Source organism: Pseudoalteromonas sp. MT33b (assembly GCF_014117385.1).
GTDB lineage: Bacteria > Pseudomonadota > Gammaproteobacteria > Enterobacterales > Alteromonadaceae > Pseudoalteromonas > Pseudoalteromonas lipolytica.
Genome location: NZ_CP059832.1, coordinates 105,719 through 132,631, shown reverse-complemented (window position 1 = coordinate 132,631; position 26,913 = coordinate 105,719). Strand labels below are relative to the sequence as shown.

Here is a 26,913-nt window from a genome sequence, read left to right as displayed (position 1 = left end):
TTTATCTGCAAAATAGGGGCTTCACGGTTTACGTGAGGTCTGTTGCCAGTGTAGAATGATGGCGACCTTTTTAGAAGGTTTTCTTTCTTAACTCTCACAGTTAGTACTACAATTTGTTTTATGGAGAAAGATCCGTGCAAGAATACGTTCTCTGGTATCAAGAGCTTGGTATGCAAGATGTTCCACGTGTTGGCGGTAAAAATGCCTCACTGGGTGAAATGATCTCAAACCTAGCTAACGCTGGTGTACAAGTGCCAGGTGGTTTCGCTACAACTGCCGATGCATTTAACGAGTTCCTTGAGCAATCAGGGCTAAACTCAAAAATCCACGATATTTTAGACACATTGGATGTGGATGATGTAAATACACTCGCTAAAGTCGGTGCCGAAATCCGCCAATGGATTATCGACACACCATTCCAACCTAACCTAGACCAAGCCATCCGCGACGCATATAGCCAATTACATGGCGACGCATCTCAAGATGTATCATTTGCAGTTCGCTCATCTGCTACAGCAGAAGACATGCCAGACGCTTCATTCGCAGGACAACAAGAAACGTTTTTAAACGTACGTGGTATTGATTCAGTTATGACTGCAATCAAACACGTGTTTGCCTCACTATTCAATGACCGCGCTATCTCTTACCGAGTTCACCAAGGCTATGATCACCGTGGTGTTGCTTTATCGGCTGGTATTCAACGCATGGTACGTTCAGACAAAGCATCGTCAGGTGTTATGTTCAGTATCGATACTGAATCTGGTTTCGAAGACGTTGTGTTTGTCACATCAAGCTACGGTCTTGGTGAAATGGTTGTACAGGGTGCAGTAAACCCAGATGAATTTTATGTACATAAACCAACGCTTGCGAGCGGCAAGCCTGCAGTAGTTCGTCGTAACATCGGTTCAAAAGCAATCCAAATGATTTACTCAAGTGATGAATCACATGGTAAGCAAGTTGAAATCGTAGATGTAGATACTGCATTATCAAACAAATTCTCAATCACAGATGCCGAAGTTCAAGAACTGGCTAAGCAAGCTGTGATCATCGAAAAACATTACGGTCGTCCAATGGACATCGAATGGGCTAAAGATGGCAACGACGGTAAGCTTTACATTGTTCAAGCACGTCCAGAAACCGTTCGCTCAAATGAAGATGCCAACGTAATGGAACGTTTCCAATTAAATGGCTCGAGCAATGTTGTTGTCGAAGGGCGTGCTATTGGTCACAAAATTGGTGCTGGTACGGTACGAGTTCTTAACTCTATTGACGAGATGGACAAAGTACAGCAAGGCGATATCCTTGTTACCGATATGACCGACCCAGATTGGGAACCAATCATGAAACGTGCAGCGGCGATTGTTACCAATCGTGGTGGCCGTACATGTCACGCAGCTATTATTGCTCGTGAACTAGGTATACCTGCTGTTGTGGGTTGTGGCAACGCAACTGATTTAATTAAAGCAGGCCAAGATGTAACCGTTTCGTGTGCTGAAGGTGATACAGGTTATATCTACGAAGGCATTCTAGATTACGAAGTACTTACTTCGCGCGTTGATGAAATGCCAGAACTACCAATGAAAATTATGATGAACGTTGGTAACCCAGACCGTGCTTTCGATTTTGCCCGTTTACCTCATGCAGGTGTTGGCCTTGCACGTGTTGAGTTCGTTATCAACCGTATGATCGGTGTTCACCCTAAAGCACTATTAAACTTTGATGCGCAATCAGATGAGTTAAAAGCAGAAATTTCAGACATGATGGCTGGCTATGAGTCACCGGTTGAGTTCTACATTTCTAAGCTTGTTGAAGGTATTGCGACATTAGGGTGTGCGTTTGCACCAGAGCGTGTCATTGTTCGTATGTCTGATTTCAAATCAAACGAATACGCAAACCTAGTTGGGGGCCAGCAATATGAGCCGGAAGAAGAAAACCCAATGATTGGTTTCCGCGGTGCTGCTCGCTACATTTCTGAAGATTTCCGTGATTGTTTCGCGCTAGAGTGTGAAGCAATTAAACGCGTTCGCAACGAAATGGGTATGACGAACATCGAAATCATGATTCCATTCGTACGAACCCTTGAAGAAGGTAAGCGTGTTATCGAACTTCTTGAAGAACATGGCTTAAAACGTGGCGAAAATGGTCTTAAAGTGATCATGATGTGTGAATTACCATCAAATGCGCTATTAGCTGATGAGTTCTTAGAATACTTCGATGGTTTCTCTATTGGCTCAAACGATTTGACTCAGCTAACACTTGGTCTTGACCGTGACTCAGGTTTAATTGCACATCTTTTTGATGAGCGTAATCCTGCGATTAAAAAGCTGCTTTCAATGGCAATCCAAACTGCAAAAGCAAAAGGCAAATACGTAGGTATTTGTGGTCAAGGTCCATCAGATCATGAAGACTTTGCAGCATGGCTAGTTGAACAGGGCATTGATTCTGTATCTCTTAATCCAGATACAGTATTAGAAACTTGGTTATACTTAGCTAAAAAGCTAGCAGACTAACTATTATTTATTAAAAAAATGCCAGCGATTATGCTGGCATTTTTGTTTACTCAATTAGAAAGTATCACGATGCACTTAAGTGTTATCGTAGATTGGCAATTATCTCGCTAGTTTTTTATCTAAATAAGCACATGATTTAGTGAGTGCTTTTTGACAATAAACCAAATAGCGACGTGCCAGTGGGTAATAAAACGAAAAGCACAGTAATCCCACTATAAAAAATAGTAATGATGGGCCGGGCACAATGACAAATATCAACCCAAGTAGCATACTTAAAATACCTAAGCTTACTAATAAAATCTTTTTCATATCCCTTACTCATTTGATGCTTTAATAAACAGTATAAAAGTATTGAGACTTAAATCGATTAAAAGAGTGTTACAAACTGTAAAATCTTCAATTTAACTTAGCTATTAGCATGATATAATTTACGAAATGCCTTAATTTATCACCGTCATGATAGCAACAATAAGTCAACAACAAGTCGCTTCTGAGTTAGTCGCTAACTACCTAGAAACTATTGTAAAACAAGGTTTTTCGGGTGACACAGACGCAAGTTATTCTACGCGATTAAGCTTATCGACCGATAACAGTGTTTATCAGCAAGTACCGCAAGGAGTTATTTTTCCAAAAACGGCGAAAGATATTCAACTTGCAATGCAAATCGCCTCTCGAGATCCATTTCTGTCACTGACTTTTGGTCCTCGCGGCGGTGGCACAGGGACAAATGGTCAGTCTCTTACTCCTGGTATCGTCGTTGATTTATCTCGCTACATGCGTGAAATATTAGAAATAAATGTTGAGGAAAACTGGGTAAGAGTGCAAACAGGTGTCATTAAAGATCAGCTTAATGACTTTTTACGGCCTTATGGATTTTTCTTCGCACCTGATTTATCAACCAGTAACCGAGCAACAATTGGTGGAATGATAAATACCGATGCATCAGGGCAGGGCTCGCTTGTCTACGGTAAAACCAGTGATCATGTTTTAGGTCTGACAACATACCTAATCGATGGAACTGAAATGTCTACCTCACCCATGCCTATCGAAAAAGCACAGTTAGTTGCTGAGCAAAACTCAACAGTCGGCAAGTTGTATAAAACGGTAATGGATATTGGACTCAATAATCGTGATGCAATTTTGCAAAAATTCCCACGATTAAATCGTTTTTTAACCGGTTATGACTTAGAACATATTTTTTCTGACGACTTACAAACTTTTGATATGAGTCGTTTAATTACGGGATCTGAAGGTTCTTTAGGTATAGTTACCGAAGCCAAACTTAATATTACCCCAATTGCTGAGTTTAAAACCTTAATCAATATTAAATACGATAGTTTTGATTCAGCATTGCGTCATTCACCTTTTTTGGTCGCCGCAAATGCAACGTCTGTTGAAACAGTCGACAGTAAAGTGCTTAACTTGGCACGGGAAGATATCATCTGGCATTCAGTATCGGACTTAATAACCGATGTTGATAATAAAGATATGCAAGGCCTCAACATGGTTGAGTTTAATGCTGTATCACCGGATGATATTAAAGAAAAAATAGACACGCTATGTAGATTGTTAGATGACTGCGTTAAAAACGAAACACATGGTGTGATCGGTTATCAACTTACAAATGATAAAGCCGATATTCTAAAAATTTATGCCATGCGTAAAAAGTCTGTTGGTTTACTAGGCAATGTTAAAGGTAGTCAAAAGCCGCTCGCATTTGCAGAAGATACTGCCGTACCTCCAGAAAATTTGGCAGATTTTATTGTTGAGTTTCGTCAACTTCTTGATAGTCATCATCTTCAGTATGGTATGTTTGGCCACGTTGATGCGGGTGTTTTACATGTGCGTCCAGCCCTAGATATGTGTGATCCTGAGCAAGAAAAATTACTTCGCCATATTTCAGATGAAGTTGTAAAACTTACCGCTAAATATGGTGGTTTAATGTGGGGCGAGCACGGTAAAGGTTATCGTAGTGAGTATGGACCAGAATTTTTTGGTGAGCATTTATTTACTCAACTACGAAAAATTAAATCAGCTTTCGATCCAGACAATCGCATTAATCCCGGTAAAATATGTACACCGCTTGAAAGTAAAGACTCCCTCGTTTCTGTTGATGATCAAAAGCGAGCATGGTTTGATAAAGAAATTTCTATTGACGTTAAAACAGAATTTAATAACGCCATGACTTGTAATGGTAATGGACTTTGTTTTAACTATGATCAAAATTCTCCAATGTGCCCTTCATATAAAGTAACGGGTGACAGACGCTACTCACCTAAAGGACGTGCAGGTTTAATGCGCGAATGGTTGCGTCTTCAAGAATCAGAAAATATTGATTTAATACATGTTGAAAAAGAACTTATCAATGGAGAAGTAATCACGTGGTGGGAACGTTTTCAGCATAGCCGAGATAAGAAAAAAGGCGTTTATGATTTTTCGCATGAAGTGAAAGAGTCAATGGACGAATGTTTAGCATGCAAAGCATGTACAACAGCCTGTCCTATAAAAGTAGATGTGCCAACATTTAGATCGCAGTTTTTAAATTTCTATCACAGTTACTACGCGCGGCCATTAAAAGATTATTTAGTGGCAGGTATCGAACAAACGGCACCTGTCATGGCTAAATTTGCGAAGGTAGTGAATCCAATTGTAAATACAAAACTGGTTTCTAGTTTAATAAAAAATACAATTGGCTATGTAGATACACCAACGTTAAGTGTTCCTCAACTTTCGAAACGCGTAAACAAAAATGACATGTTCAATTTTGAATTACTTAAATCACTTACCAGTGATGAACAAGCTGAGTATGTTCTTATTGTGCAAGATCCATTTACCAGTTTTTACGAAGCTGAATTGGTTGAGAGTTTTATAAAAGTAATAAAAGCGCTGGGTAAAAAACCAATGCTGTTACCCTTTAAACCAAATGGAAAAGCCCAGCACGTAAAAGGTTTTTTAAATGAATTTAAAATTACAGCAAAAAATTCGGCTGAGTTTTTAAATTCACTTTCTGAAATAAACTCTCCACTGGTTGGTCTCGATGCGTCACTTGTTATGTGTTACCGCGATGAGTATGTATCAATACTAAAAGAAACGCGTGGTGATTTTAAAGTTGAACTTGCTCATGAGTGGTTACAAACACAAAACTTTAAAAACGTCTCACTGTCGGCAAAAAGTGCTGTGCCATTTAAATTATTAAGCCACTGCACTGAAACGACAGCGATGCCAAATGCCTCAAAAGTTTGGCAAAATATTTTCTCTGATTTAGGTTTATCTTTGAGTACAACAAGTACAGGTTGTTGTGGTATGGCTGGCACTTATGGTCATGAAAAACAAAATCAAGAAAACTCACGCGCATTGTACGAAATGAGTTGGAAACCACTTATTGAAAATAGTGAACCCGAAACTATTTTGGCTACTGGATTTTCTTGCCGTAGCCAAGTAAAGCGTTACGAAAAATATAAACCAAGACATCCACTGCAATTAATAGCAGAACTGTTATAAAAAAGGCGCTTTAAGCGCCTTTTTATTTATAGCTATTCGCAATAGGCTTGGTACTCATGCCATGAATAAAAACACTGAATAGAATTGTTGTTAACGTTACTGTCGCAATTTGTTCTTTGTTAGCAATTGTTGTATCCATAACCATTAGTGTAAATACAATTGACGCAAGACCTCTTGGTCCAAACCAGGCAAACGTCAATTTATCTTTTCTATTTAAGTCTGTGAAAAATAAAGAAAGTAATACAGGTATGATTCTAAATAAGGTCACGCTAAGTAATGCATAAAAAACAATAGGCCAAGTAATATCATTAATTATTAAATGTCCACAAACAAACCCAAACAAACACCAAATGAGTAATGCTATAAATTCTGCGATATGCTCCGAGTCTTTAACTAAAGTAAGACGAATTTTTCTTGGTGAAAAATAGTCAAACAATAACCCAGCGACAAATACGGCAATAAATCCACTACCATGAAAGTTTTGCGTTAACGAGAAGATCGCCATTACTAAACCAATCAATAAAAATGGACTACTATTGTTTGCAAAATAATGACGCGCCAAAGCAGCCTTAAGGAGTGGGATAAATATCGCTGTTGCAACTGCGGCAACCAAAAACGCAACACCCAATTCTCTTATAAAAACAACGAGAGTATCTGTTGTTGTCACAGCACTATCTGGATTCTGAACTAGCAATAATAAAACTAAAAATATTGGCACACATAATCCATCGTTTAACCCACTTTCAGTATTGATCCCTTCTCGAATTTTTTCAGGAACAGACGAGCATTCTAAAATACCTTTGCTTAACGCCGCGTCCGTCGGAGTTAAAATAATTGCAATAAGTGCAGATTGAAATAGTGATAGCTCAGAAAATATAAATAAACCACCGGCAACCCCTGCAAGTAATGTGAGTGGTAATGCTACAAATAAAAGCAGGCTAGGGTACTGAAAACTATGCTGCAATACGCTTAACTTTGATTTAGCTGCATCGGTAAATAAAAAAATACTTAGCGTTAACTCAACTAAAGGTAAAATTTCATTGAGTCCATTTTCACCAAGCTTAAATTCACTGGGTAATAAGTAAGACATTGCAATCCCGACCAATACAAAGAACATTGGTCCGGTGATTTCGGTGCGCTCAAGTTGGCGGATTGTCATTGAGTAAAATAGCAACGCACAACCAACAATGGCCAATATGGTGTATTCCATTATACTTTCCTTTTCATCCCTGACTTTGCTCTTTCTTTAATATTGGTTTGAATATAAATTTGATCTGTTGTAGCTATTTTTGCATGACCAAGATCTTCAGATAAATGTTTTAAAGGTCGAGTTTGTGCATCGTGTGTTGCACCCGTATGTCGAAGCCAATGTGCTGTGGCAGCTTCAAGTTGTTCTGCATCATCTTTAAAACCATCATCAAGTAATGATTTTTTCGCCAAGTCAAAACTTTGTTGAACTAAACGTCTAATTTGTCTAACCGTCATACCACCTTTACCACGAATTTTGTGAACTAAAGGTTCGGCTTCATCAACTCGGGGCAGGGCGGGTAACCCACGGTATAATCGGTAACGTTTTAGGTAAGTAATAAAATCTTCACTTAATGTTACATCCCGTAATTTATTGCCTTTACCCATGATACGTAAAAACCAGAACCCATCATTATCTTGCCAAAAATGTGACATTACCGGTGACCATTGCGGCCGTTCCGACAATTCAGAAATCCGTAGATACAATCCTTTTAAGCATGCAAGCGTAAATAAGTTTCGCTCAAGTTCAGGTTGTTCTTCACATAAATCTCGCGTTACACCGAATACATACTCCCACTGTATATCACTTAATGTGTCTGGAATTTTAATTTGAGATTGCACAACTAAATATGGGCTATTCTTTTTTACAACAGGTACAAAGTTAGCGAATGTTTTTTCTTCTAGAATGGCAAATTTATAAAATACATTTAATGCAGTAAACATTGCAGCTAACGTTTGTTGACTAGCAATATTTTCTCTTCCGATAAAAGGGCGCCAATTAGAATTTAATCGTCGAATACCTTGTTCATCTTTGTATCGCCATTGAACTGAATTTGATAACCACGCTGATTCTGGCTCAACCATAAAATCAACATAAGCTTCAATATCTTCACGTTTTAGTTCAAAAACTGATTTTTCAGCTATTAGCCAAGACCATAAACAAAAACGTTCAAGTTCATTTCTAAATCGATTAAATGTCGCTTCGGATTTTCGACCATAAACATAAAGAAACTGATACAAAAAAGCCAAGTCATTTTTTGATTCAGCAACAGTCAATCCAACCTGGTGTATAAATGTATCAAGTTCTGGATATTCTGTTGCTAGAGTATCATCTTCTAGGTGGGCAATTTGGTAACGAAGTTGTTTTATAGTATCGACTAGAGCAACGAGCATAATGTATAAATATCTTGTAAAATAACTAGTTATAAGAGTAACACAAAGTCCGATACTGTCTAGTATTGGACTTAAGATATCCTTAAATTAACGAGTATTTTAATTACTATCTTGCCATACAATTATTCAAGGAATATGTATGAAAAAGTTTATTGCGATCAGTTTAATCATATTATCAACCGTTTTGTCGGGTTGTGCTACTACCGGCAGTGCCTCTCCGAGTGAAAAACGGGCGCTAGTTCAGAGTATGAAAACAAACACTCTAAACACATTATATGCAGAAAAACCTGATGTGAAACAACAAATTGCTAACTCAGCTGGCTATGCTGTTTTCGATAATGCCAATGTAAATGTAGTTTTGGCAAGTTTTGGCGGTGGCTACGGTGTTGTTAAAAACAACCTAACAGGTAAATCAACTTACATGAACATGGGCGAAGCAGGTTTAGGCCTCGGTTTAGGTGTTAAAGATTTCAATGTTGTTATGGTTTTTCATAATCAGGCTGCTGTAAACCGTTTCATCGAGCATGGATGGGCGTTTGGTGGCAACGCAGATGCAGCCGCTAAATATGAAGATAAAGGTGGCGCTTTAGTTGCCGAAGCGATAGCCGATCAAGTTACCGTATATTCTTTAACCGAAAATGGCTTGGCGCTTCAAGCGGTTCTTAAAGGTACTAAATTTTGGGTAGATTCTGAGCTAAATCAGTAAATCAGTAAATCAGTAAATCAGTAAATCAGTAAATCAGTAAATCAGTAAATCAGTAAATCAGTAAATCAGTAAATCAGTAAATCAGTAAATCAGTAAATAAAAACCCTTCTATAAGTGGGCTAGTTAGTAACATAACACCCACTTTTATTTATTTTAGTTTATTTAACATAACGTAATTTATGGGTTATCTACGATACCGCAAATGCGGGGTCACTACTTGACCAGTAAGACTTGCAGCTGCAAGGATTCCCGCAATACACGCAGCGCTAATCTTTTTTACAATATCAGACCAAATCTTACCTTCTTCCTTCGATTTTGATTTTTCGATGGCAAGTTTTAGTAAAGCTTCTTTTTGATCCATACCTACAGCATTAGCCATTTCAATGCACTGATTGGCGGTTAAGTGCCTAGTACCTTTCTTGATTTTACTCATATTACCAGAGTTAAATTCTTCAAAATCAGAAATAACTTGTTTGTCCTGAGTATAACCTTTGGTTTCTTTATACTTTTCAATTAGTTCGTAGCTAAAGTTCATAAGCTTCTCCTTTAATACTCATTATAACTGTCAAACTTGATATTTAAAAAAGTTGACAAGAGTCAATCGTGACCGCTAGACTCCTCAAAAAACAGTCACACGTGACCGTTTGTCATTTTAACAAGGAATACGGATATGAGTTTCACTAAATTACATGAGTTAAACAAATCTTTATCTCAATATTTACTCGATACATTCTCAGTCGATATTCCTGACCCAGTAACAATGATGATTTTTTTCATCTTGTACTTACTCGTAATTTTCAGCGCTCTGGCAGCTATTAACGCATCACTTAAAGATTCTTATTCAGATGATTTAGGGAAATAGAAAATGACCGCACTATCATCTAACCAATACGCAAAGGTTTTCCCCTTAAATGCAGCAATGAATTTAACGGCCAACTTGCACCCAGCAAACACAGCAAAAGACGTTTTCGAGAACTTATCTAAGCCAATGAAAGAACGTTTTTTCGACTATCAATCTTGGCGAAATCGTATATTTGAACGTCATTCTAACCTTGCTCACATGCTTAGTACGGGTTACTTTTTAGCTGAAAAATTCGGCAATTTAGCCGATGCAAACGCCCGTTTAAAGCATGCAGATGAAGCGTTAAAACTGGGAAATGTGAAGTTTGGACACATCAATTTATCTGTTTCTGACGATGAGCTTTGCGATATTGCAGAGCAAAAAGCTCGCTATTGCGAGCTTAAAATCGCTAAAAAAGGACATAACTTGCAAGTATTTGCACAGTTAGAAGAACTAGCAAATTCATTTGATATTGATGCACCGGTACTGGTTTCACCATACTGTTCAGCCCTTTCAGCAACATCATTAGTTGGAGCACTTAACCGTTTTGCAGACCCTATTTGGTGGCGTAGAAAATTACGCAAAATCCAAGCTGTAACCATCGAACAATTAGCCCGTGATTTAAGACTCGTTCACAAAAAAGCGAGTGCGTATGTCTCACAACCAACCATCCAAAACCGCCGTGATAGAAAACGTAAATCAGAACAAATCATGTCTGATTTATTTGTTGTTCCTAATGAATCAAATCCATTTGAAGAATTTGAAACATTACAATCAATCATTGAACGTTCGCATACATCGGGTAAACAACAAGCCGCCGAACTCATGGTTCGTATTCGTGGTTTTGAAGAACTGGCCGACATGCATGGCCATCGTGGTGAATTTTATACTTTATCAGCGCCGAGTCGTTTTCATTCAGTACACCATACAGGCATACCCAACAAAAAATATAACGGTTCAACCCCTCAAGATGCACAAGAATACTTTAACGATATTTGGAAACGTGCCCGCGCCCTATTCGCTAAGCAAGATTTAAGACCATACGGTTTTAGAGTTGTAGAGCCACATCATGACGGTTGCCCACACTGGCACATGCTTTTATTCATGGAAAAAGGTGAAGCAAAACAGGTTCGTAGCATATTACGCAAGCTTTGCACTCAAGATACACCCGACGAATTTAAAACGACATCAACCCGCTTTAAAGCAATAGCCATAAATAAAAACAAAGGCTCTGCGGCTGGTTACATTGCTAAATACATTACCAAAGCTGTTACTGGTGATTGCATTGATAAAGTCACTTGCTCTCAAGCAGGTGAAATGAACGTACTCCCCGCTGATGCCGCAGAACGTGCATCAACATGGGCAAGCACTTTTAACATTAGACGCTTTCAACAAATCGGCGGTCCATCTGTCAGTTTATGGCGTGAACTTAGACGACTAGGCCAAGGCGAACAAGGCAAATGCGAGGTTGCAAACGCAATGAAAACCACACTAGATACCGTATCAAAATATGCCTTAGAAAAGGTTCGTCAAGCCGCTGATTCATCTGACTGGAAAGCGTTTTGTTTAGCAATGGGCGGCGTACAAGTTAAGCGTAAAGACCAAACGCTAAGACTGCATTATCAGATACCCGATATTGTTGACCAAATTACAGGCGAGATTAGCCGAAGCGAAACCCAGTCGCCCTACTTTGCCACCAAATATGGTGACCAACCAGCAAACCGTATTTTGGGTGTTGCATGGGATGCCGTTGTTGTTATCACTCGCCGTGGTACGTCACAGATTTTGACTGAAACTGACATTAAGGCTCAGCGCAAAATCATGATAGGCGTATCAGAGCAGATTCAAGGCTGGCATGACGATGGCCGTTTATTCGAGCCGACTAAAGAAGAAATGCAATTCTTAGAAGCATGTGTTTTAGAGGACTATCAAAACATGTGTTTGTTCATGGATTACGAAGCACTTGCAGACAACATTATGAGCGATGAAATCGCGAGCTTGGACTTGTGTCATTAACTGTAACTTTTAATTTATCGACCACTCATTAAGGAAATTAGCTATGAATATTGAAGGCGCAATTACTGATTTAGCACCAATCAATCGTACAGACGATAAAGGTGTGCCACTCCCAACAACCGCAGAGTTTAAGCTACACACGAAAAACCCTGCACAAATTCTGTCTGTAAAAGTCTCTGCTGACCAATATGCAGACGGCACATACAAGCAATTAGAACAAATGCAATCAGACCCTAATGGCTGGGGCTTAAAACCTGTTTTACTCAATATCGAGTATTACGAAGGTGCAAACGTTGCCCGCCAGATGGACTGGAAAGGTTTCCGCTTACACAGTCTACCAGCTGAAACAAAACAGGTTAAAAACTAACTATGGGCGAGAACAAATACATTGCTATTTGTCCCGTTGCGCCTGTAGAGAAACAGTGTCCGGTGGAGTTGGAGGTGGTTGCAATGCCCCTTCCCGTTCCGCTTGATTGGGACACCTTCAAAACTGAAGTTGCCCCTTCAATCATCGTCGTTCTTCTTACCGCTTATGGTTGGAAGAAATTAAACAAAATGGTTTGGAATAGATAAGGAACTTAACCATGAAAACAAACATTCTTAAAAACAAGCTTACTAAAGCGGGAATTCTTACTGCACTTGCTGCGGCCTCTGGCTCTGCTTTTGCGGAAGCTGCACCAGAAGTATCGGCTGCAACTTCGAGTTTTCAAACATTCTTCACTGATAACGCGAATTTAATCGGTGGCGTTTTTCTAGCTGCTGCTTTTGTGGCTGTTGGCTGGAAATGGCTTAAAGGCACAACCTTTAGCTAATGTTTATCACATTAGACACAGTGCTAATTGTCTCCGGACTTTTAGCACTTTATATCCTTTTCGATGATTAAAAACTAAGGCGCAATTATGCGAATACTAATATTTATATTGGCGCTAATGAGCGCCTTTTTTGTTTCTAATGTTTACTCAATCGAGTCAACTAAACTAGATATGGAAAATTTGAAACACCCTAAATTTGAATACATTGGTAACTGTAATTATTACGGTATTTTTAATAAAACTAACATTCCTTTAGGTGCTTGCGTCAAACTTATCGATGACCATTATAAATCAAGGAATGGCGATAATGCTGGTGATGCTTTTTCCTCTCTTATTGGTCAGAGCTCAACAGGGCCAATCTACAATATTTATTCGAGCTTTAAAACTTGCGCTACGTGTAATTATGTCAAAGTGGAATTGGGGAACTGGACACAAATAGAAGGTGAGCCATCTTGCCCGCCTGAATCTTTCCCAATGTTTAAATATGAAGTCTTTGAAGCAGATGGCACATTAAAATGCGCTCGTGAAAAATTACCTGATGATTGCCCTGCTGGATACCACTCCTTAGCAGCTTCGAAAGCCATTTCTGGTGGTGATGAATGTATGCCAAAAGCTTGTCCAGCAGCTGGTTCAGGAGAAAACCTTTCATCTTCACCTATGACTGGTGGTATTCCATTTTCTGGCGGTGGCATGTATTGCAATGATGGTTGTGCATACACTGTTGAATCGACTCAAATCACATCAAAGAGTTATGCAGTTGGAACTAGTCAAGGTGCGGCATGTGGCACCAAACCTTACGATAATTTCAAAATGGCTGATGACGGTGAGGACTTAAAGTGCAATGTGACCACCAATGCAGATGGTGTTTCTCTTATGGCCTGTCCAGAGTCAACAGCCACGACTCCTGAGGTTGACCCTCATAATAATGATGATGCAAAAGTTGGGGAGGATAAAAAACCTGACTTGCCTAAGGAGTCTTGTGACCCTGCGGATGCTAGCTGCCAGATGAAAAATGTTGAAGCTGAAATCACCAACTCAACAAATGACCAGATTGAAAACGATAATGTATTACACAACAAAAAAATTGATGCCGATGTTGAAAACACAAAAGCAGTAATCAATTCCATGGATTCAATAGGCACGATTCTTTTCATGGCCGATAAGAAATCCGATATTAATGCTGCGCAAACTGTTGGTAAATTGCAGGGGGTTATTGATGCAATTAATGGTTTAGAGGGGAATGGTACTGGAACTGGCGGCGGTGGTAATGGCTCTGGTGAAGGTAACATTGGCGGCGAAGACTGTGAGGGAACAATCGAAGAATGTGCAGGCATTGGTAATGGTGACGGTGTAGAACTCAGTCATGAAACCCGAAATTTAGACCAGTACGCACAAAAGTATAACAACTGGCTACCTAATGCCGAGTTACCTCCAGAAAAATGTATCACACTCACTAACGGCAAATCTCTTTGTTTTAGCTTTCAATATTTTATCGTTTTCTTTCAGGCTATATCTGGGTTAATCGTTCTTAGCTCTTTGATTCATAGCGCTTCAATAATTGCGAGGTCAGTATAATGCCATTTCTAATTCAAGCCTTTTTCACTGCACTAGCTACCCTACTTCCCAGCCTTGTAGCCAAGGTTCTTGTAGGTCTCGGTTTTGGCTATGTTACTTATGAACTCGGTTCATTCGGTATTGATTATATCTTTAATCTCATTGTTTCAAATGCGGCCACGCTACCAATTGAAGTTATTGCTGTTTTCAATTACGCAAAATTAGACCAAGCAATTGGGTTTATGCTTGGCGCTTATGCTGCGGCACTCACAATTCGGGGCTTAACGTCTGGCGGCTCAGTTACAAAAATGAAATTGGGAGCACCTAACTCATGATTTATTTACGAACGGGTGTCCCAGGTGCAGGCAAAACATTAAATACGTTGAAAGAAATTTGCCAAGACCCAGCCGTCACGCAAAAAGAAAAGTTCTATAACAACATTAAGTGTTTCTTACTCGACTTAGATTTCTTAAATAGTTTTGCGGGTTGGTTCTATGGTTCGTTCTATCCAACAGTCCAACAAACTAAAAAAGGATCTCGTTATTCTAAGATAATAAAGAAAGCGCATGAACAAGGCAGGTTAGTCGAGCTAACAGACGTTCCTTGGTTAGCACCTTCGTTTAAGTTATACGATGAACAAGCCGCTATTACGCTGTTTGTTAATTGGTGTCGCCGTTGTTATCCAAAACAAAACTTATCTGGTTTAAATACCTATATTGCTGAGGCCGAACAGCCAACCATTGAATCCATTAAGCTGCTTAACTATCACTGGACAAAAGTAGATGACCCAACGCAATGGTTCGATTTACCCAATGGCTCTATTAGTGTATTCGATGAGTGTCAGGATTACTTTTCACCAATGGCCAATAGCGCTAAACGGCCAGTCCATTACACAAGGTTTCAAACACATCGACATTCAGGTGTCGATATACACCTTGTAACTCAGCACTACACCTTTTTAGATAACGTTATTCAAAAGTGTACCAACTCCCATATTCATTATTTTAGACCAATGGGCGGCTCTGCGATTACACGCTTCCAACGTGATAAACAATTCAATACCGATTACAAAGGTGACTTAGAGAAATGTGCAACTAAACTTATGCGCCGAGATGCTAATTTTTACGGTGTCTATTGGTCAGCAGATGAACATACAGCAAAGTTTAAATTACCACCAAAGGCGTTTTTGTTTCTCTTGGCTGTCCCAATATTTATTTATCTTTTTTATACCTTACTCGGTAGCTTAGGACTGAGCAGTTCAGAAGAACCCGAAACGGCCAGCACACCAGAACCCAAAAGTGCAGATGTAAAACAGCAAACACAACAACCGACTGTTAAACCAAAATTAGATTTAACGTATAAGCCACAGAAATTTGAGCATCCACTAAACGAAATATGTGATGACTACGAATACGGTGGCTATGTGCTTAAAAAGAAACATGGCGTTGTCACTGTCGAGCATTACATTAACTGCGTCACTGGTAAGAACGTCGAAAGGAAAAACACCTCAATTTTTGGTGATGATGAAAATCAAACCGAGAAATCCGAAATCGTATCTGAGCCCGAAGTAATAGCGCTTAGCTCAAACTATTTAGAGAAAATCGGTTACTCGATATACCTAACAGAAGATTTACCAATCTTAAAATTTTCTGACAAAAACATTTTCCTTAGACAGTTTTAACTAAGCAACACAAAGGCAGAAAGGCGAGCTTCGAGCCTCTGCCTTGTGTGCTTAGAAACGTCAACCTATTACCTGTCACTGGTGACACTATGACTAGAAATCAAAAATACGAACAGAAACAAAAGTCTAAAGGCTTAAAGAAAGTAACCCTTTGGATTCCTGACGAATCAGAAATTGAAATCAAACAGATGATAGAGTTTCTGATTGATAACCCTGACCACATTCCTTTTATGGCAAGGAACGTTAAAACAGGTCGTATGAAAAAGGCCATATAGTGGTACGTAACTTTTTACGTAACATTTTAATCAGTACGTAATAATGAATTTCATTATTACGTACCAGTCACCTTTGTGTCTCCAGTTCTTGGAGGATGGCGAAGCCATGTCATGCATTCCAGAAAATTCCCATTTTATCGAGAATATGTTTCCATTTTACATACAGTTTATTATGGTCGGGTATCAATTCAGTGAGAAAGCTAATCGCACTCACTGCCCTAGTCTGTCTTTGAAAAAAGTTGATTGCCTTCTGATAAACCAAGCTGAGTTAAGGACGGCACAGCAGCCGAGGGAAACACCCTCCCCCCATATACTAATAGGGGGGAGCGAAACCACTTACACCGAAACCGAGTGTGCATTGTGATTTTAACAAAAAGGAGTAAATCACAATGAGCAACTTTAAATTGCAGTTCGTTACGCTATTCGGATATGACTACGCAAAAGGAGCTAAAGAACTCGGAGTAAGTGAACGACAAGTAAGGAGATATGTAAAAGCAAATAAAGCCAGTAAACCAGTCGAAAAACTGATTTGGATAATGTATCGCGGCTACTTACCGGATACAGGCCCTTGGGCAGAATGTAGTATTTCATATCATAACAATGTAATGACTACGCCATGGGGCAAAGTAAAACCATCGGACGTACAGTTTGTTCATCGCTATAAATGGTCAGCTAAAGAGCATGAAACCATGTATAAAAAGCTTAAATCCGAAACTAAAGTACAAGACAAATATTTATTTGATCTTCAGGAGCAATTGCTAGATATAGTAGGTGAACTAGCCATAAAAACAGGTAGTTGATGTAATTGAGCCTATAAATAGGCTCACCTTAAGTTACGTAATATCATTATCTTTTTTAAATTTTTTAACCTCCAATTCCTTTAGATCTGCTTTAGCCTTAGCAGAACGAATTTCTTGGTAAGCTCTAAGTTTTTCAAACACCCAATTAACAAAAACATAAAATAAGTATAAACATACTATTACTATTGAAGCAAAGCGGTCTTCAACATTTAAAAAGTTAAGGATTATATCCTCTAAAATAATCAAATTTGATTACTCCTATTCTTTATTAATATTAGAGCAATCCCAGATTTGACATTTGAACGAATCTAGTCCATAATCCAAGCTCCTACACTGGTATGAATTTATTTCGTACACATGAAACCCGAGTTAATGCTCGGTTTTTTTGTTTTTACTACTCTAAAATATTTTTCTTAGTTACACCTCCTGTACAATTACCAAACGATAAGCCTATAATAGCATGTCAATACTTTTACATGCAAACCACTAGAACATTTAATTATAAGATATAACAGAAAGCTATATCACTAACCTTTGTATATAGTTAACACTACTCCATAACAATAATAAACATCAGCATGCGCAACTGGTGCTTGAGCAAGCTAATCTATTGAAATTAATGAATTTAAGTGTTGCTAATTCTCTGTGAGTTTAATGAGCTTTAATCTCATCAAAGCACGTAGAGTATAAATTAGGATATTTGGAGAAAGGTGAGATCTAGTATTCTACTATCTATACAATTATTATACCATAATGACAATCATTATCAATACCAACAATAGCACTAGATATTTCTATCAACTTAGCACTTAAGTTGAACCTTATTTATTTTTCAGTTTTGAATTAGTGTAAATATAAATCTTTTACTAAAGGACTAGTTATGCAAATTAATTATTTAAAGCTATATGCCTGCTTGACGCTATCAGGTCTTACCATTTGGCTCGTTGATCAAGTTTGGACTATGTATCAACTTAAGCTTATTTCAGATGCTACCACTAAAGCTTTTAGCCAAGCATCACAACCTAAGAAGATTCAGATACCTTTAGAGCAGCCTTCTTATAAAAAACCTTTAACTAGGAAAGAGCGTGAAAAAGAAATTGAAGATGCTAGAGTTTGTGATTTTTTCATAAAAGAGTACCGCCAGAATCCAACTGAAGAGAACCGATTAAATATGCGAAAATTCTGTCCGATCAAATCTTCCAATTGACACACTGTCAACCTTGACAGTTTTAGTAACCAACTAATAAAAAAGGGCTTTTCGCCCTTTTCTACATTGTTACGTACCGTAATTTATGGGATATAAATAATTGCTATATCTTAATACACTAGCTTCTGCGAAATTTCAGATTTCTTTCTCAAATCCGAATATCACTTAAAATTATTGTATAACCTCCCTATCATAGTAAGCCATTTTAGTTAGGTGTGCGAAAGCTTTCGCTGACTATAAATACACTCATTTTTATGACAATACTAAAAGGAAGTCACGTGAGAAAATTATTGCTACTAATCATTATTGGATTGTTTGGTTGGGAATATTATGCAAAAAATTATGGCGGCATTTCGCCAATAGACACATTACAGAGCGAAGTCATTGACCCCATTCGGACAAAGTATACTCGTAAACGTAACGGACCCTATTTAACAGATGAGAGCAAATTTGTCTGTGATGGCAGGCAATACTGTAGTGAGATGACCTCGCTTGAAGAAGCACTTTTTTTTATTAAAAACTGCCCTAATACAGACATGGATGGAGACTATGATGGTGATCCATGTGAAAACGACACAAGACTCCGCCCCTAAATATAAAATCTAAGCATGGCGCACATGCTTAGCATTATAAAATAAACTATCCAAATATACTCTGATTTAAAGATAATTGATTCGGAGTATTCTTTTTTATTATAGTGAGTTCTCTTTTTTAATCCCTTAAATAATTAAAAAGTATTTACCTTCAAAATACAAAAACAGAATTTTCCTAGTTATTTTTCACTGACTTAGCGCTAAATTGATCTAAGACAACAGTCAATTTATTGGTACTGGTTAACATCTTTTTTTTATAAATAATGTTTAAACTTCAACCGATAAATTGATGAATTTTATTGATAGCTAACGACACACTTGGATGATTTCTACGTGATAAAAGCAAAAATAACTAACAACGAAGTGAAATTTTCTGAATCAGATATTCTCCTTTCGACAACCGATCTTAAAAGTCATATCACTTATGCGAATAAAGATTTCTGCAAAATCGCCGGTTATGATTTAGATGAAATGAAAGGCAAGCCACACAATCTTGTTCGACACCCTGATATGCCAAAACTTGCTTTTGCTGACCTGTGGAAACATTTACAAAATGGCCAATCTTGGATGGGACCGGTTAAAAATCGCTGTAAAAATGGTGATTATTATTGGGTTAATGCGTTTGCGACTCCTATCAGGGATGAAAATAATCGAACAATTGAATATCAGTCAGTACGTACTAAACCAAATGATGATGTTGTAGCACGTGCCAGCAGTGAATATAAAAAAATCAATGATGGACAAAAATCTCGCGCGTTATCAAAAAAGTATGATGTAACTTTATTTATTAGCATCCTTTTAGCCGCGTGTTTTGTTACGGCTTTTGCCTCTGTTTTGAGCAATGGCTTTGAAATATTGAATACGGTATTACTCATCGTTTTAGCGACTATAAATAGTCTGATGTTCTTTTGGCGTAGGCGCTACATACAGCTAATTAGTAAAGCAAAAGACATATACAATAATCCTTTTATGGCTTACTTATACTCAGGAACAAATGATGACATTGGCTATTTGAATTTAGCATTTGAAATGCAACAAGCAAAACTTAAAGCGATTGTCGGGCGTGTTAATGACGTAACAATGGGAGTGAATAATAATGCAATACAGTGCGCTGAAACTGGACACCATGTTACTGAACTATTAAGTAAACAAGCTGACGAAGTGTCACAAATTGTTATTGCGACGGAGCAGATGTCAGCGTCGATAAACGATTTATCATCGAGTACAACAGACACAAGCCAAGCAGCCGAAACGGCGATGAAATCAACAGAGCAAGGGTCACAAGCTGTACAACAAACGATTAATTCAATAAACGAGCTGGACAAAAAACTTCACTCAGCCAGCGAGCAAGTTGTGAATTTAGTGGAGGGTAATAAGCATATTGTCTCCATTTTATCGGAAATAAATGCCATAGCAGAACAAACGAATCTATTAGCATTAAACGCCGCGATTGAATCAGCACGTGCTGGTGAACAAGGCAGAGGTTTTGCTGTCGTTGCGGGTGAAGTACGCGCCCTCGCCTCACGGACTCAGCAATCAACCGAAGAAATTAATACTGTTTTAAATCGTCTCACTGGGGCATCTAAAGAAGCACAAAATGCGATGTCTGATGGCCTCAAGTTGTCTTCAGAAAGCGTGAGTCTTGCCCATAAAAGCGGCGAAAGTTTACAACATATCAACGCACAATCGGTTAAATTAAGCGAACTTAATAGTATTATTTCACAAGCAATTAGTGACCAATTAGCAGCCAGTCAAGCAATTGCTGCCAATATATCAGCAGCACAAGATTTTGCGCATGAATGCACTTCGCTTGGTCATTCTGCCCAGCAATTGTGCGAAGGATTATTATCGAAAGTAACGGAGCAAACCGCACTCATTAATCAATTTAAGTAATTATGTTTATTTTAAAATCGTTATTATTACATAGCAGATGAAATGCCTCTGCTAATCGTTCGGTTTCGCTAAGAACATGTTGCCAATACTTTATACGTGTGTCGGCATCAAGTACTGTGAAGTCTGTTCTGTCTGGTATTTTATTGTAGGGTAATGACGCTATAAACTTTGCTGAAGGTGTAACCATCACCACATTATCGTAATTACGCGGTGTGATCCCCCTGCTTAGGTTTTTATCAAACCACCCTGCTTTTGGCTTATTATTAAAGTGCGGATAAAGTATTAACCCTTCATTGTGAATTGTTAAATCAAAATGGTAATCAATAATACCGCCATCTCGGTACATACCTTGCGGTGTGCCTGGTATATTTTTAATGCCTTGCATTACTAACGGAATTGAGCCTGATGCAAGTAAAGCATCGGCTAGATTAGCTTCTGTAAGCTCAACTGTTTGAGTATTAAAGGTATTATTGTCACTAAAGGACAGATTACTATTCGCAGGTTGAAACACGAAACGTTCATATTGTTTGCTCAACAACCGTCTATTTACTCTGTTAAATAGGTAACTTTTTGATAACCCCATTAGCTGCATAACTTTGTTTTCTGAAGCCGTAAAACCATTTGATTTAGCAACAATAAAATGCGCCTTAAAAACGGGGTTATTAATAATTTCTTCAATACCGTTTTCAGCAAATACATAGTTCAGAAGCAATCGTGCTTTTTCTGTTATTTCAGTTGGCTTTGCTTTGTTAGAGGAATAGCGTGTTTCGGAGTACGATTTAGCTAAGCGTGATATTGCAGCCACAGGATCATTTTGCGCAAAACAGGCCGCACGAAAAGCGCCAGCACTTGAACCTACTAAATTTAAAGGCTGTGTTCGCTGTTTAAAAAACTCGCCGAATAGGTACTTATCTAGACCGAACAAAGTAAACCATTTAGGTCCACCACTCGCACCTAAAAATGTACTAAAAAGATCTGCAGAGAGTCCCTGCTCTCGTATTGTTTTTGCAGCGGTTGGCCCTGCGTAAATATCAATCATGTACTGCTTTTCTCATCATTTTTGTTTTTGACGCCAAATACCCGGCTCAGTGTGTCCTTGTACTTTAACATGTTCGGCGTTAAATACGGGGTCTTTTCCTTCGGCACGTTGCGTGTTGTAATCTTTGGTCACTGCCAATATAGTGGGTGTTAACTGTATGATAGCGATAACATTTACCACTGTCATCAACCCTAAAGCGATGTCGGCTAAATCCCATACTTGTTTAAGAGTCGCTGAGGCTCCCCAAATCATCATCGATAAGTAAAGGCCGGTATACACTGTTCGCCCAAATTTATTGTCTAGTTTAAATAAATGAAGATTGCTTTCTGCGTAGGCGTAATTTGCAACAACTGAGGTAAATGCAAACAAGCAAATGGCCGCAGCTACAAAATAAATTCCACCAGCAGACATATGCGCTGTCATCGCAGATTGCGTTAGGCGAATGCCTTCCATTTCGCCAGTTATATCAATATCAGCGAGTAGTATGATCACCGCAGTGCAACTACACAGCACAATAGTGTCGAAAAACACACCAAGCATTTGAATATAGCCTTGCGTTACAGGATGGTTAGGTATTGGCGATGCACAACCTGCGGCATGAGGCACACTGCCTGCACCGGCTTCGTTTGAATACAGTCCTCGTTGTATACCATTTTTAATTGCGGCGCCCATGGCCCCAGCGCCCGCTTCTTGTAAACCAAATGCAGAAAGTAAGATATCCTCAATCATTTCAGGTACCTTGCCTAGATTTAATAGGGTAATAGTCACCGCAGCCAGTACAAATAAAATGCCCATTACGGGCACTACACGCTCTGCAAATCGGGCGATTGCTTTGAAGCCACCCAAAATAATGCTTCCCGCTAAAAGTGTGATCACAATCCCTGAATACAGTGTGGGGATTTCAAAAGCGTAGTTCAGGGCATCTGTTATGGTATTAGTTTGCATCGCACTGAATGTGAAGCCGTAACCAAGGAATAAACAAAAAGCAAAACACACGGCAAGCCACCGACTCGCAAGGCCTTGTTCAATGTAATAAGCAGGCCCGCCTCTAAAGTCGCCATTAGCGTCTCTTACTTTATATACTTGACCTAAAACACTCTCTGCAAAACCTGTTGCCATTCCCAGTATCGCGATAACCCACATCCAAAAGATAGCACCACTACCGCCTAACGATATTGCTACCGCAACACCGGCTAAATTACCTGTTCCTACTCGCGCAGATAACCCGGTGCACAATGCTTGAAACGAACTGATAGAATTTTTATCTGTGCTGCTGCTAGTTTTTAATAAACTGAACATATGGCGAAATTTAAGAAGCTGAATGGCTTTTAGCCGTACTGAAAACCAAATACCAGCAAACAGAAGAATATAGATGAGGAGCTGGCCGTCTCCCCACAATAGATTATTAATAGCACCGACAGCAGAATTGAACATGGTTAGCCTTTTATTGTTATTTTTTAGAATAACAAATCACTAAAAGTGAATAGTTAGCTAACCACTTTAACTTTATTTACAAATATCTCAAGTAAGTAATGTGTTTAATTGCAGTGCGTACCCTCTAAAAACTTACGGCCTGCTGCTAATCCTAATTTATGATCAAATCGCAAGTCAGAGTCTGTGCTCCCTAATAATTTACTGCGCAGTTTGTCGCCTGCGAATATTTGCGTAATACGTACATCGCTTGGGGGATTGGCTATAAAATCAAGTTCATCTTGATACGCTTGTTCATGTTGCAATAAATAATCGATTGTTTTTGGGCAATAGCCAGACACACTCACGAGTGACCTCAATTTAGTGACCCATTCAGATTGCACTTGAAAGTCTTTATCAACCGTTCTTATAACCACAATATCGCGAGCGCCTCGGTTATAAGCTTCTTTAACAGGCAGTGGTGCAGCTAAGCCGCCGTCTAAAAACACATTATTTGCTAAGTCAGTATTTGCACTTTGAATAATGGCATCATTAGCAGCTTTGGTCGTAAACCAAGGCGTTAAGTTAACCCCATCTCTATATAAGAATGGCAGTGCACTAGACGCTTTTAGTAATGCAAGCCACTGCGTGTCTTCACCTGTCGGTGTTAAGTAATAGGGCTTACGATCAATTGCATGAGTGGCTGTTATTAACAGCTCTCGTTGGCCTAAACTTTGTGTTGCTGTTTTGAAATCAAGGGCGCGGTTTACTTCTTTGGTTTTATCAAAATACCAATCAAGATCAACAATACTTTTGCCAATTAAGCCACGCCCCAGTTGAAAAAAACGTTTATGCCGCGACAGCCCTCTAATAAGGCGTTTTGCGTAACCCTTTTGTCTGGCTAGATAACTGGTTAAGTTTTGTGAACCTGCTGATGTGCCAATAAATAAATCGAATGGATCGTAGTTTTCTTCTAACCATGCATCTAATACACCTGCGGTAAAAATCCCTCGTTGCCCGCCCCCCTCAGCAATTAATGCTGTTTTTGTTTGTGGCTCGACGTTGGCAATTGTTTGAGATTTCACGGTGCACCTTCCTAGGGTTGTAGTTAATATTGACAGTGTATTGGGTTTATTTAAATCCTTAAAATAGAATAATTAAATCAGTTCAATTCAAAAAACCGTTTAATTATGAGAAAACAGACACACAGTGTGGTGCGTAATTTACGTCATTACGCACCGTAACCGATTAACTCATTATGTTCGCAAGTATCGTCAGCGCGTGTTGTCTGTCGCTCAATTCGTACAGGTCGTTAGTAAAAATAAACTCATCAACCTGTAGCTCTTTTTTAATCATACTCAACTTATGCTTAACGCTCGCTTGACTACCTACAACAGCAAGCCCTAAAAAGCTTTCAACTTGCATTTTTTCTTGAGGTGACCACAGTCCATCCATACTTGCAATCGGCTCTTTTAACCACAATGCTTGACCGCGCATTAAGGCTAATATTCGCTGCTTTGAAGTTGTAGCCAGAAACTGTGCTTGCTCATCAGTATCAGCAGCCACAACGGGTAACCCAAGCATCACATAAGGTTTATCTAATACGTCTGATGGTTGAAACTCGCGTCGGTACAACGCTATAGCATCATGAACAAATCGTGGCGCAAAGTGACCTGCAAATGCATATGGCAACCCTTTTTTCGCTGCTAATTGAGCGCTGTATAAGCTTGATCCTAATAACCAAATAGGAACATTTGTATTTTCACCGGGAATAGCCCTAACAGGTGAGTCACCTTTATAGGGGCCTAATAAACTTTGTAACTCGGTGACTTCGTCTGCAAAATGCTCAGCACGCTGCTCATCGCGTCGCAACGCGCGACTTGTAATGGGGTCGCTACCGGGTGCACGTCCTAAGCCTAAATCAATACGACCAGGATATAGACTTTCAAGCGTGCCAAATTGCTCAGCAACAACTAAAGGAGGATGGTTAGGTAACATGACCCCGCCCGCACCGACACGGATACGCTGCGTTTTTCCTGCAACATGACCGATAAGTACTGATGTCGCCGCACATACGATGCCACGCATATTATGATGCTCAGCCATCCAAAAGCGATTAAAGCCTAGCTCATCGGCAGTTTGTGCATAGGCAACACTATTAGCAAGGGTTTGTGAAACTGTTTCGTTCTCTTTCATTGGGCTCAGTTCAAGCAATGAAAAAGGCATACCGCTTAATTCAGACATAAGCTCTCCATAATGGGGTTGATAACGTTATAATGAGTGCGAATGTGCTTTTTTCAAATGCTAATTAAGCACGGCTTTGTTGCTGTTTTTCCACTTTTAGTCCATCTGCATCAATACCACGTTTCCAGTATGCAGATGCAACAATGTGCTCACGCGCTACAGAAAAGCGACTGGTTACTAAGCGTTTAATCTCTTTAACAAGATTTGCTTCAAGCGCCATAAAAACCAAAGGCTGGGTGTTATACCCGCCACATAATTGTGCTACTTGGTCTAAAAGTTCTGTTTCTGGCTTATTGGTGACAAGCCAATGAACACTGTGATTAATAGCCGCTTTGTTTTGCTCAAGCTCAATAATATCGTCTTTATCTTCAATATGAATGAGCACATCAACATGCGCACTACTTGGAAGTACGTGCAGATAACCATTGATAGCATTGATAGATGTGAGGTCTGCAAGCATTAAATATTGAGCCTGTTCAAAATCAGTCAATTTTTTAGGACCTGGCCCAGCAATCCCTACTTCATCACCAATACATGCGTTCTTTGCCCAATTTGTCGCAGTTCCCTGATGTTGATTAATAACAAAATCCAGTGTTATAGCACGTGTTACAGGGTCAATATCACGAATTGTGTAAGAGCGCATAATTGCAGGATGCTCAGCGTTTAGATCTTGTTCTACGTGGTATTCACCTGGATGCGGAAATAACACTTTTACGTAAGCGCCTTTCGCATCGAGTGGAAAATCGACAAAGTCTGGTGAACCAACCGTGATCCGTTGTAAGTGCGGCGAAATGCGCGTGGTATTTAATACATTTGCACGACGAACTTTTTTTGCCATGTTTGTCTCCTATAAAGTTTTACACTGCCCCATTAGTTGATATAATCAACTATATACTTTTAATTGACTTTGTCAACTAACTAGGTAAACCATGTCACAAACATCACTTTCTTCAGCTTTATTTACACTGGCGCAGAGCTACCGTGTCACAGTACGTAATGCGATTAACGCGAATGAATTAGGTTTAAATGCCCTCCATGTGCGCTGTTTACACATTATTGCTGAAACCAACCACTGTACTGCTAATCATATAGTCGCTAAAACAGGCCGTGACAAAGCACAAATAGCACGGCTTATTAAAGAACTACTCAAACTCGCATTAATTACAAAATGCGCTGATGAAAATGATAAACGCTGCTTAATTTTATCATTGACAGAACAAGGGAGTGCTTTGTTCTCACGCCTAGAGGTCGCCGAGCAAGAGGTAGACAAGACTCTGTGCCAAGGGTTAACAGAGCAACAAATCAGCGAATTCATTTCGACAGCCACAATCATGATCGAAAATATTAACCGTATCGACCGTTAATCACATTGGCAAGATTACGATAAACCACTATACTGTACAAACATAC

The 26,913-nt window shown here is 39.1% G+C and carries 26 protein-coding genes and 1 pseudogene; 17 read left to right on the top strand and 10 right to left on the bottom strand.

Annotated elements, in window-relative coordinates; all coding sequences use genetic code 11:
- Window positions 1-134 precede the first annotated feature (134 nt).
- Window positions 135-2,510, top strand: coding sequence for a phosphoenolpyruvate synthase (gene ppsA / locus H3302_RS16700; protein ID WP_036972634.1), 2,376 nt, complete (start codon window positions 135-137; stop codon window positions 2,508-2,510).
- Window positions 2,511-2,609: 99 nt separating this feature from the next.
- Here ppsA and H3302_RS16695 read toward each other — a convergent pair whose 3' ends face one another.
- Window positions 2,610-2,819, bottom strand: a complete 210-nt coding sequence (locus tag H3302_RS16695; RefSeq protein ID WP_036972636.1) for a PGPGW domain-containing protein — start codon at window positions 2,817-2,819, stop codon at window positions 2,610-2,612.
- A 147-nt stretch (window positions 2,820-2,966) separates the two neighbouring features.
- Here H3302_RS16695 and H3302_RS16690 point away from each other — a divergent pair, with 147 nt between their 5' ends.
- Window positions 2,967-6,011, top strand: a complete 3,045-nt coding sequence (locus H3302_RS16690; protein ID WP_180311835.1) for an FAD-binding and (Fe-S)-binding domain-containing protein — start codon at window positions 2,967-2,969, stop codon at window positions 6,009-6,011.
- 22 nt (window positions 6,012-6,033) lie between these two features.
- Here H3302_RS16690 and H3302_RS16685 read toward each other — a convergent pair whose 3' ends face one another.
- Together H3302_RS16685 and H3302_RS16680 are read right to left on the bottom strand one after the other, a co-directional pair.
- Window positions 6,034-7,221 (bottom strand): sodium:proton antiporter, encoded by a 1,188-nt coding sequence (locus tag H3302_RS16685; protein ID WP_182396634.1) that lies wholly within the window; start codon window positions 7,219-7,221, stop codon window positions 6,034-6,036.
- Window positions 7,221-8,432 (bottom strand): tyrosine-type recombinase/integrase, encoded by a 1,212-nt coding sequence (locus H3302_RS16680; RefSeq protein ID WP_182396633.1) that lies wholly within the window; start codon window positions 8,430-8,432, stop codon window positions 7,221-7,223. Before H3302_RS16680 ends, H3302_RS16685 begins: the two co-directional genes overlap by 1 nt.
- A gap of 139 nt (window positions 8,433-8,571) precedes the next feature.
- On the opposite strand from H3302_RS16680, the gene H3302_RS16675 reads away from it, so the two are divergent.
- Window positions 8,572-9,138, top strand: coding sequence for a YSC84-related protein (locus H3302_RS16675; RefSeq protein WP_036972643.1), 567 nt, complete (start codon window positions 8,572-8,574; stop codon window positions 9,136-9,138).
- A gap of 184 nt (window positions 9,139-9,322) precedes the next feature.
- Here H3302_RS16675 and H3302_RS16670 read toward each other — a convergent pair whose 3' ends face one another.
- Window positions 9,323-9,673, bottom strand: coding sequence for a DUF3693 domain-containing protein (locus tag H3302_RS16670; protein WP_182396629.1), 351 nt, complete (start codon window positions 9,671-9,673; stop codon window positions 9,323-9,325).
- A gap of 135 nt (window positions 9,674-9,808) precedes the next feature.
- Here H3302_RS16670 and H3302_RS16665 point away from each other — a divergent pair, with 135 nt between their 5' ends.
- The 10 genes from H3302_RS16665 to H3302_RS16620 all read left to right on the top strand — a co-directional run bounded on the left by H3302_RS16665 (window position 9,809) and on the right by H3302_RS16620 (window position 17,117).
- Window positions 9,809-10,000, top strand: coding sequence for a hypothetical protein (locus H3302_RS16665; protein WP_182396628.1), 192 nt, complete (start codon window positions 9,809-9,811; stop codon window positions 9,998-10,000).
- A gap of 3 nt (window positions 10,001-10,003) precedes the next feature.
- Window positions 10,004-11,995: a replication endonuclease gene (locus H3302_RS16660; protein WP_182396627.1), complete on the top strand. Its 1,992-nt coding sequence runs from the start codon at window positions 10,004-10,006 to the stop codon at window positions 11,993-11,995.
- Window positions 11,996-12,038: 43 nt separating this feature from the next.
- Complete coding sequence (locus H3302_RS16655) at window positions 12,039-12,362, top strand: hypothetical protein (protein ID WP_182396625.1); 324 nt, start codon at window positions 12,039-12,041, stop codon at window positions 12,360-12,362.
- Window positions 12,363-12,364: 2 nt separating this feature from the next.
- A complete protein-coding gene (locus H3302_RS16650; RefSeq protein WP_182396624.1) occupies window positions 12,365-12,568 on the top strand; it encodes a hypothetical protein in 204 nt (67 codons plus the stop codon).
- A gap of 11 nt (window positions 12,569-12,579) precedes the next feature.
- Entirely contained in the window at window positions 12,580-12,807 is a 228-nt protein-coding gene (locus H3302_RS16645) for a hypothetical protein (RefSeq protein WP_182396622.1), read from the top strand.
- Between the two features lie 87 nt (window positions 12,808-12,894).
- A complete protein-coding gene (locus H3302_RS16640) occupies window positions 12,895-14,382 on the top strand; it encodes a hypothetical protein (RefSeq protein ID WP_182396621.1) in 1,488 nt (495 codons plus the stop codon).
- Complete coding sequence (locus tag H3302_RS16635) at window positions 14,382-14,696, top strand: DUF2523 family protein (protein WP_182396619.1); 315 nt, start codon at window positions 14,382-14,384, stop codon at window positions 14,694-14,696. The genes H3302_RS16640 and H3302_RS16635 overlap by 1 nt, the downstream gene beginning before the upstream one ends.
- Window positions 14,693-16,042 (top strand): zonular occludens toxin domain-containing protein, encoded by a 1,350-nt coding sequence (locus tag H3302_RS16630; protein WP_182396617.1) that lies wholly within the window; start codon window positions 14,693-14,695, stop codon window positions 16,040-16,042. The genes H3302_RS16635 and H3302_RS16630 overlap by 4 nt, the downstream gene beginning before the upstream one ends.
- A gap of 89 nt (window positions 16,043-16,131) precedes the next feature.
- Window positions 16,132-16,317, top strand: coding sequence for a hypothetical protein (locus H3302_RS16625; RefSeq protein ID WP_182396615.1), 186 nt, complete (start codon window positions 16,132-16,134; stop codon window positions 16,315-16,317).
- 389 nt (window positions 16,318-16,706) lie between these two features.
- Complete coding sequence (locus H3302_RS16620) at window positions 16,707-17,117, top strand: hypothetical protein (RefSeq protein WP_182396614.1); 411 nt, start codon at window positions 16,707-16,709, stop codon at window positions 17,115-17,117.
- Between the two features lie 33 nt (window positions 17,118-17,150).
- Here the strand turns inward: H3302_RS16620 and H3302_RS16615 are convergent, their stop codons facing one another.
- The gene (locus tag H3302_RS16615; protein WP_182396613.1) at window positions 17,151-17,363 is read right to left on the bottom strand and encodes a hypothetical protein; all 213 of its coding nucleotides are present in this window, start codon (window positions 17,361-17,363) and stop codon (window positions 17,151-17,153) included.
- A 634-nt stretch (window positions 17,364-17,997) separates the two neighbouring features.
- On the opposite strand from H3302_RS16615, the gene H3302_RS16610 reads away from it, so the two are divergent.
- The 3 genes and pseudogenes from H3302_RS16610 to H3302_RS16600 all read left to right on the top strand — a co-directional run bounded on the left by H3302_RS16610 (window position 17,998) and on the right by H3302_RS16600 (window position 20,810).
- Window positions 17,998-18,324, top strand: a complete 327-nt coding sequence (locus H3302_RS16610; RefSeq protein WP_182396612.1) for a hypothetical protein — start codon at window positions 17,998-18,000, stop codon at window positions 18,322-18,324.
- 449 nt (window positions 18,325-18,773) lie between these two features.
- Window positions 18,774-18,917 (top strand): annotated as a pseudogene (locus H3302_RS20020) (excalibur calcium-binding domain-containing protein); the annotation flags it as partial.
- Window positions 18,918-19,280: 363 nt separating this feature from the next.
- Window positions 19,281-20,810 (top strand): PAS domain-containing methyl-accepting chemotaxis protein, encoded by a 1,530-nt coding sequence (locus H3302_RS16600; RefSeq protein ID WP_036972986.1) that lies wholly within the window; start codon window positions 19,281-19,283, stop codon window positions 20,808-20,810.
- Here H3302_RS16600 and H3302_RS16595 read toward each other — a convergent pair.
- From H3302_RS16595 to H3302_RS16575, 5 genes are all read right to left on the bottom strand, one after another.
- Entirely contained in the window at window positions 20,803-21,849 is a 1,047-nt protein-coding gene (locus H3302_RS16595; protein ID WP_065979178.1) for a patatin-like phospholipase family protein, read from the bottom strand. The two genes, H3302_RS16600 and H3302_RS16595, sit on opposite strands and share 8 nt — an antisense overlap.
- 15 nt (window positions 21,850-21,864) lie before the next feature.
- On the bottom strand, window positions 21,865-23,283 hold the full coding sequence (locus H3302_RS16590; protein WP_182396611.1) for a sodium:alanine symporter family protein: 1,419 nt from the start codon (window positions 23,281-23,283) through the stop codon (window positions 21,865-21,867).
- 104 nt (window positions 23,284-23,387) lie between these two features.
- On the bottom strand, window positions 23,388-24,344 hold the full coding sequence (locus tag H3302_RS16585; RefSeq protein ID WP_036972658.1) for a patatin family protein: 957 nt from the start codon (window positions 24,342-24,344) through the stop codon (window positions 23,388-23,390).
- Window positions 24,345-24,507: 163 nt separating this feature from the next.
- The gene (locus H3302_RS16580) at window positions 24,508-25,503 is read right to left on the bottom strand and encodes an LLM class flavin-dependent oxidoreductase (protein WP_036972660.1); all 996 of its coding nucleotides are present in this window, start codon (window positions 25,501-25,503) and stop codon (window positions 24,508-24,510) included.
- Between the two features lie 64 nt (window positions 25,504-25,567).
- Window positions 25,568-26,341 carry a siderophore-interacting protein gene (locus H3302_RS16575; protein ID WP_180311840.1) on the bottom strand — a complete coding sequence of 258 codons (774 nt, stop codon included), beginning with the start codon at window positions 26,339-26,341 and terminating at the stop codon, window positions 25,568-25,570.
- A gap of 91 nt (window positions 26,342-26,432) precedes the next feature.
- Here H3302_RS16575 and H3302_RS16570 point away from each other — a divergent pair, with 91 nt between their 5' ends.
- On the top strand, window positions 26,433-26,867 hold the full coding sequence (locus H3302_RS16570; protein ID WP_065979176.1) for a MarR family winged helix-turn-helix transcriptional regulator: 435 nt from the start codon (window positions 26,433-26,435) through the stop codon (window positions 26,865-26,867).
- Window positions 26,868-26,913: the final 46 nt, after the last annotated feature.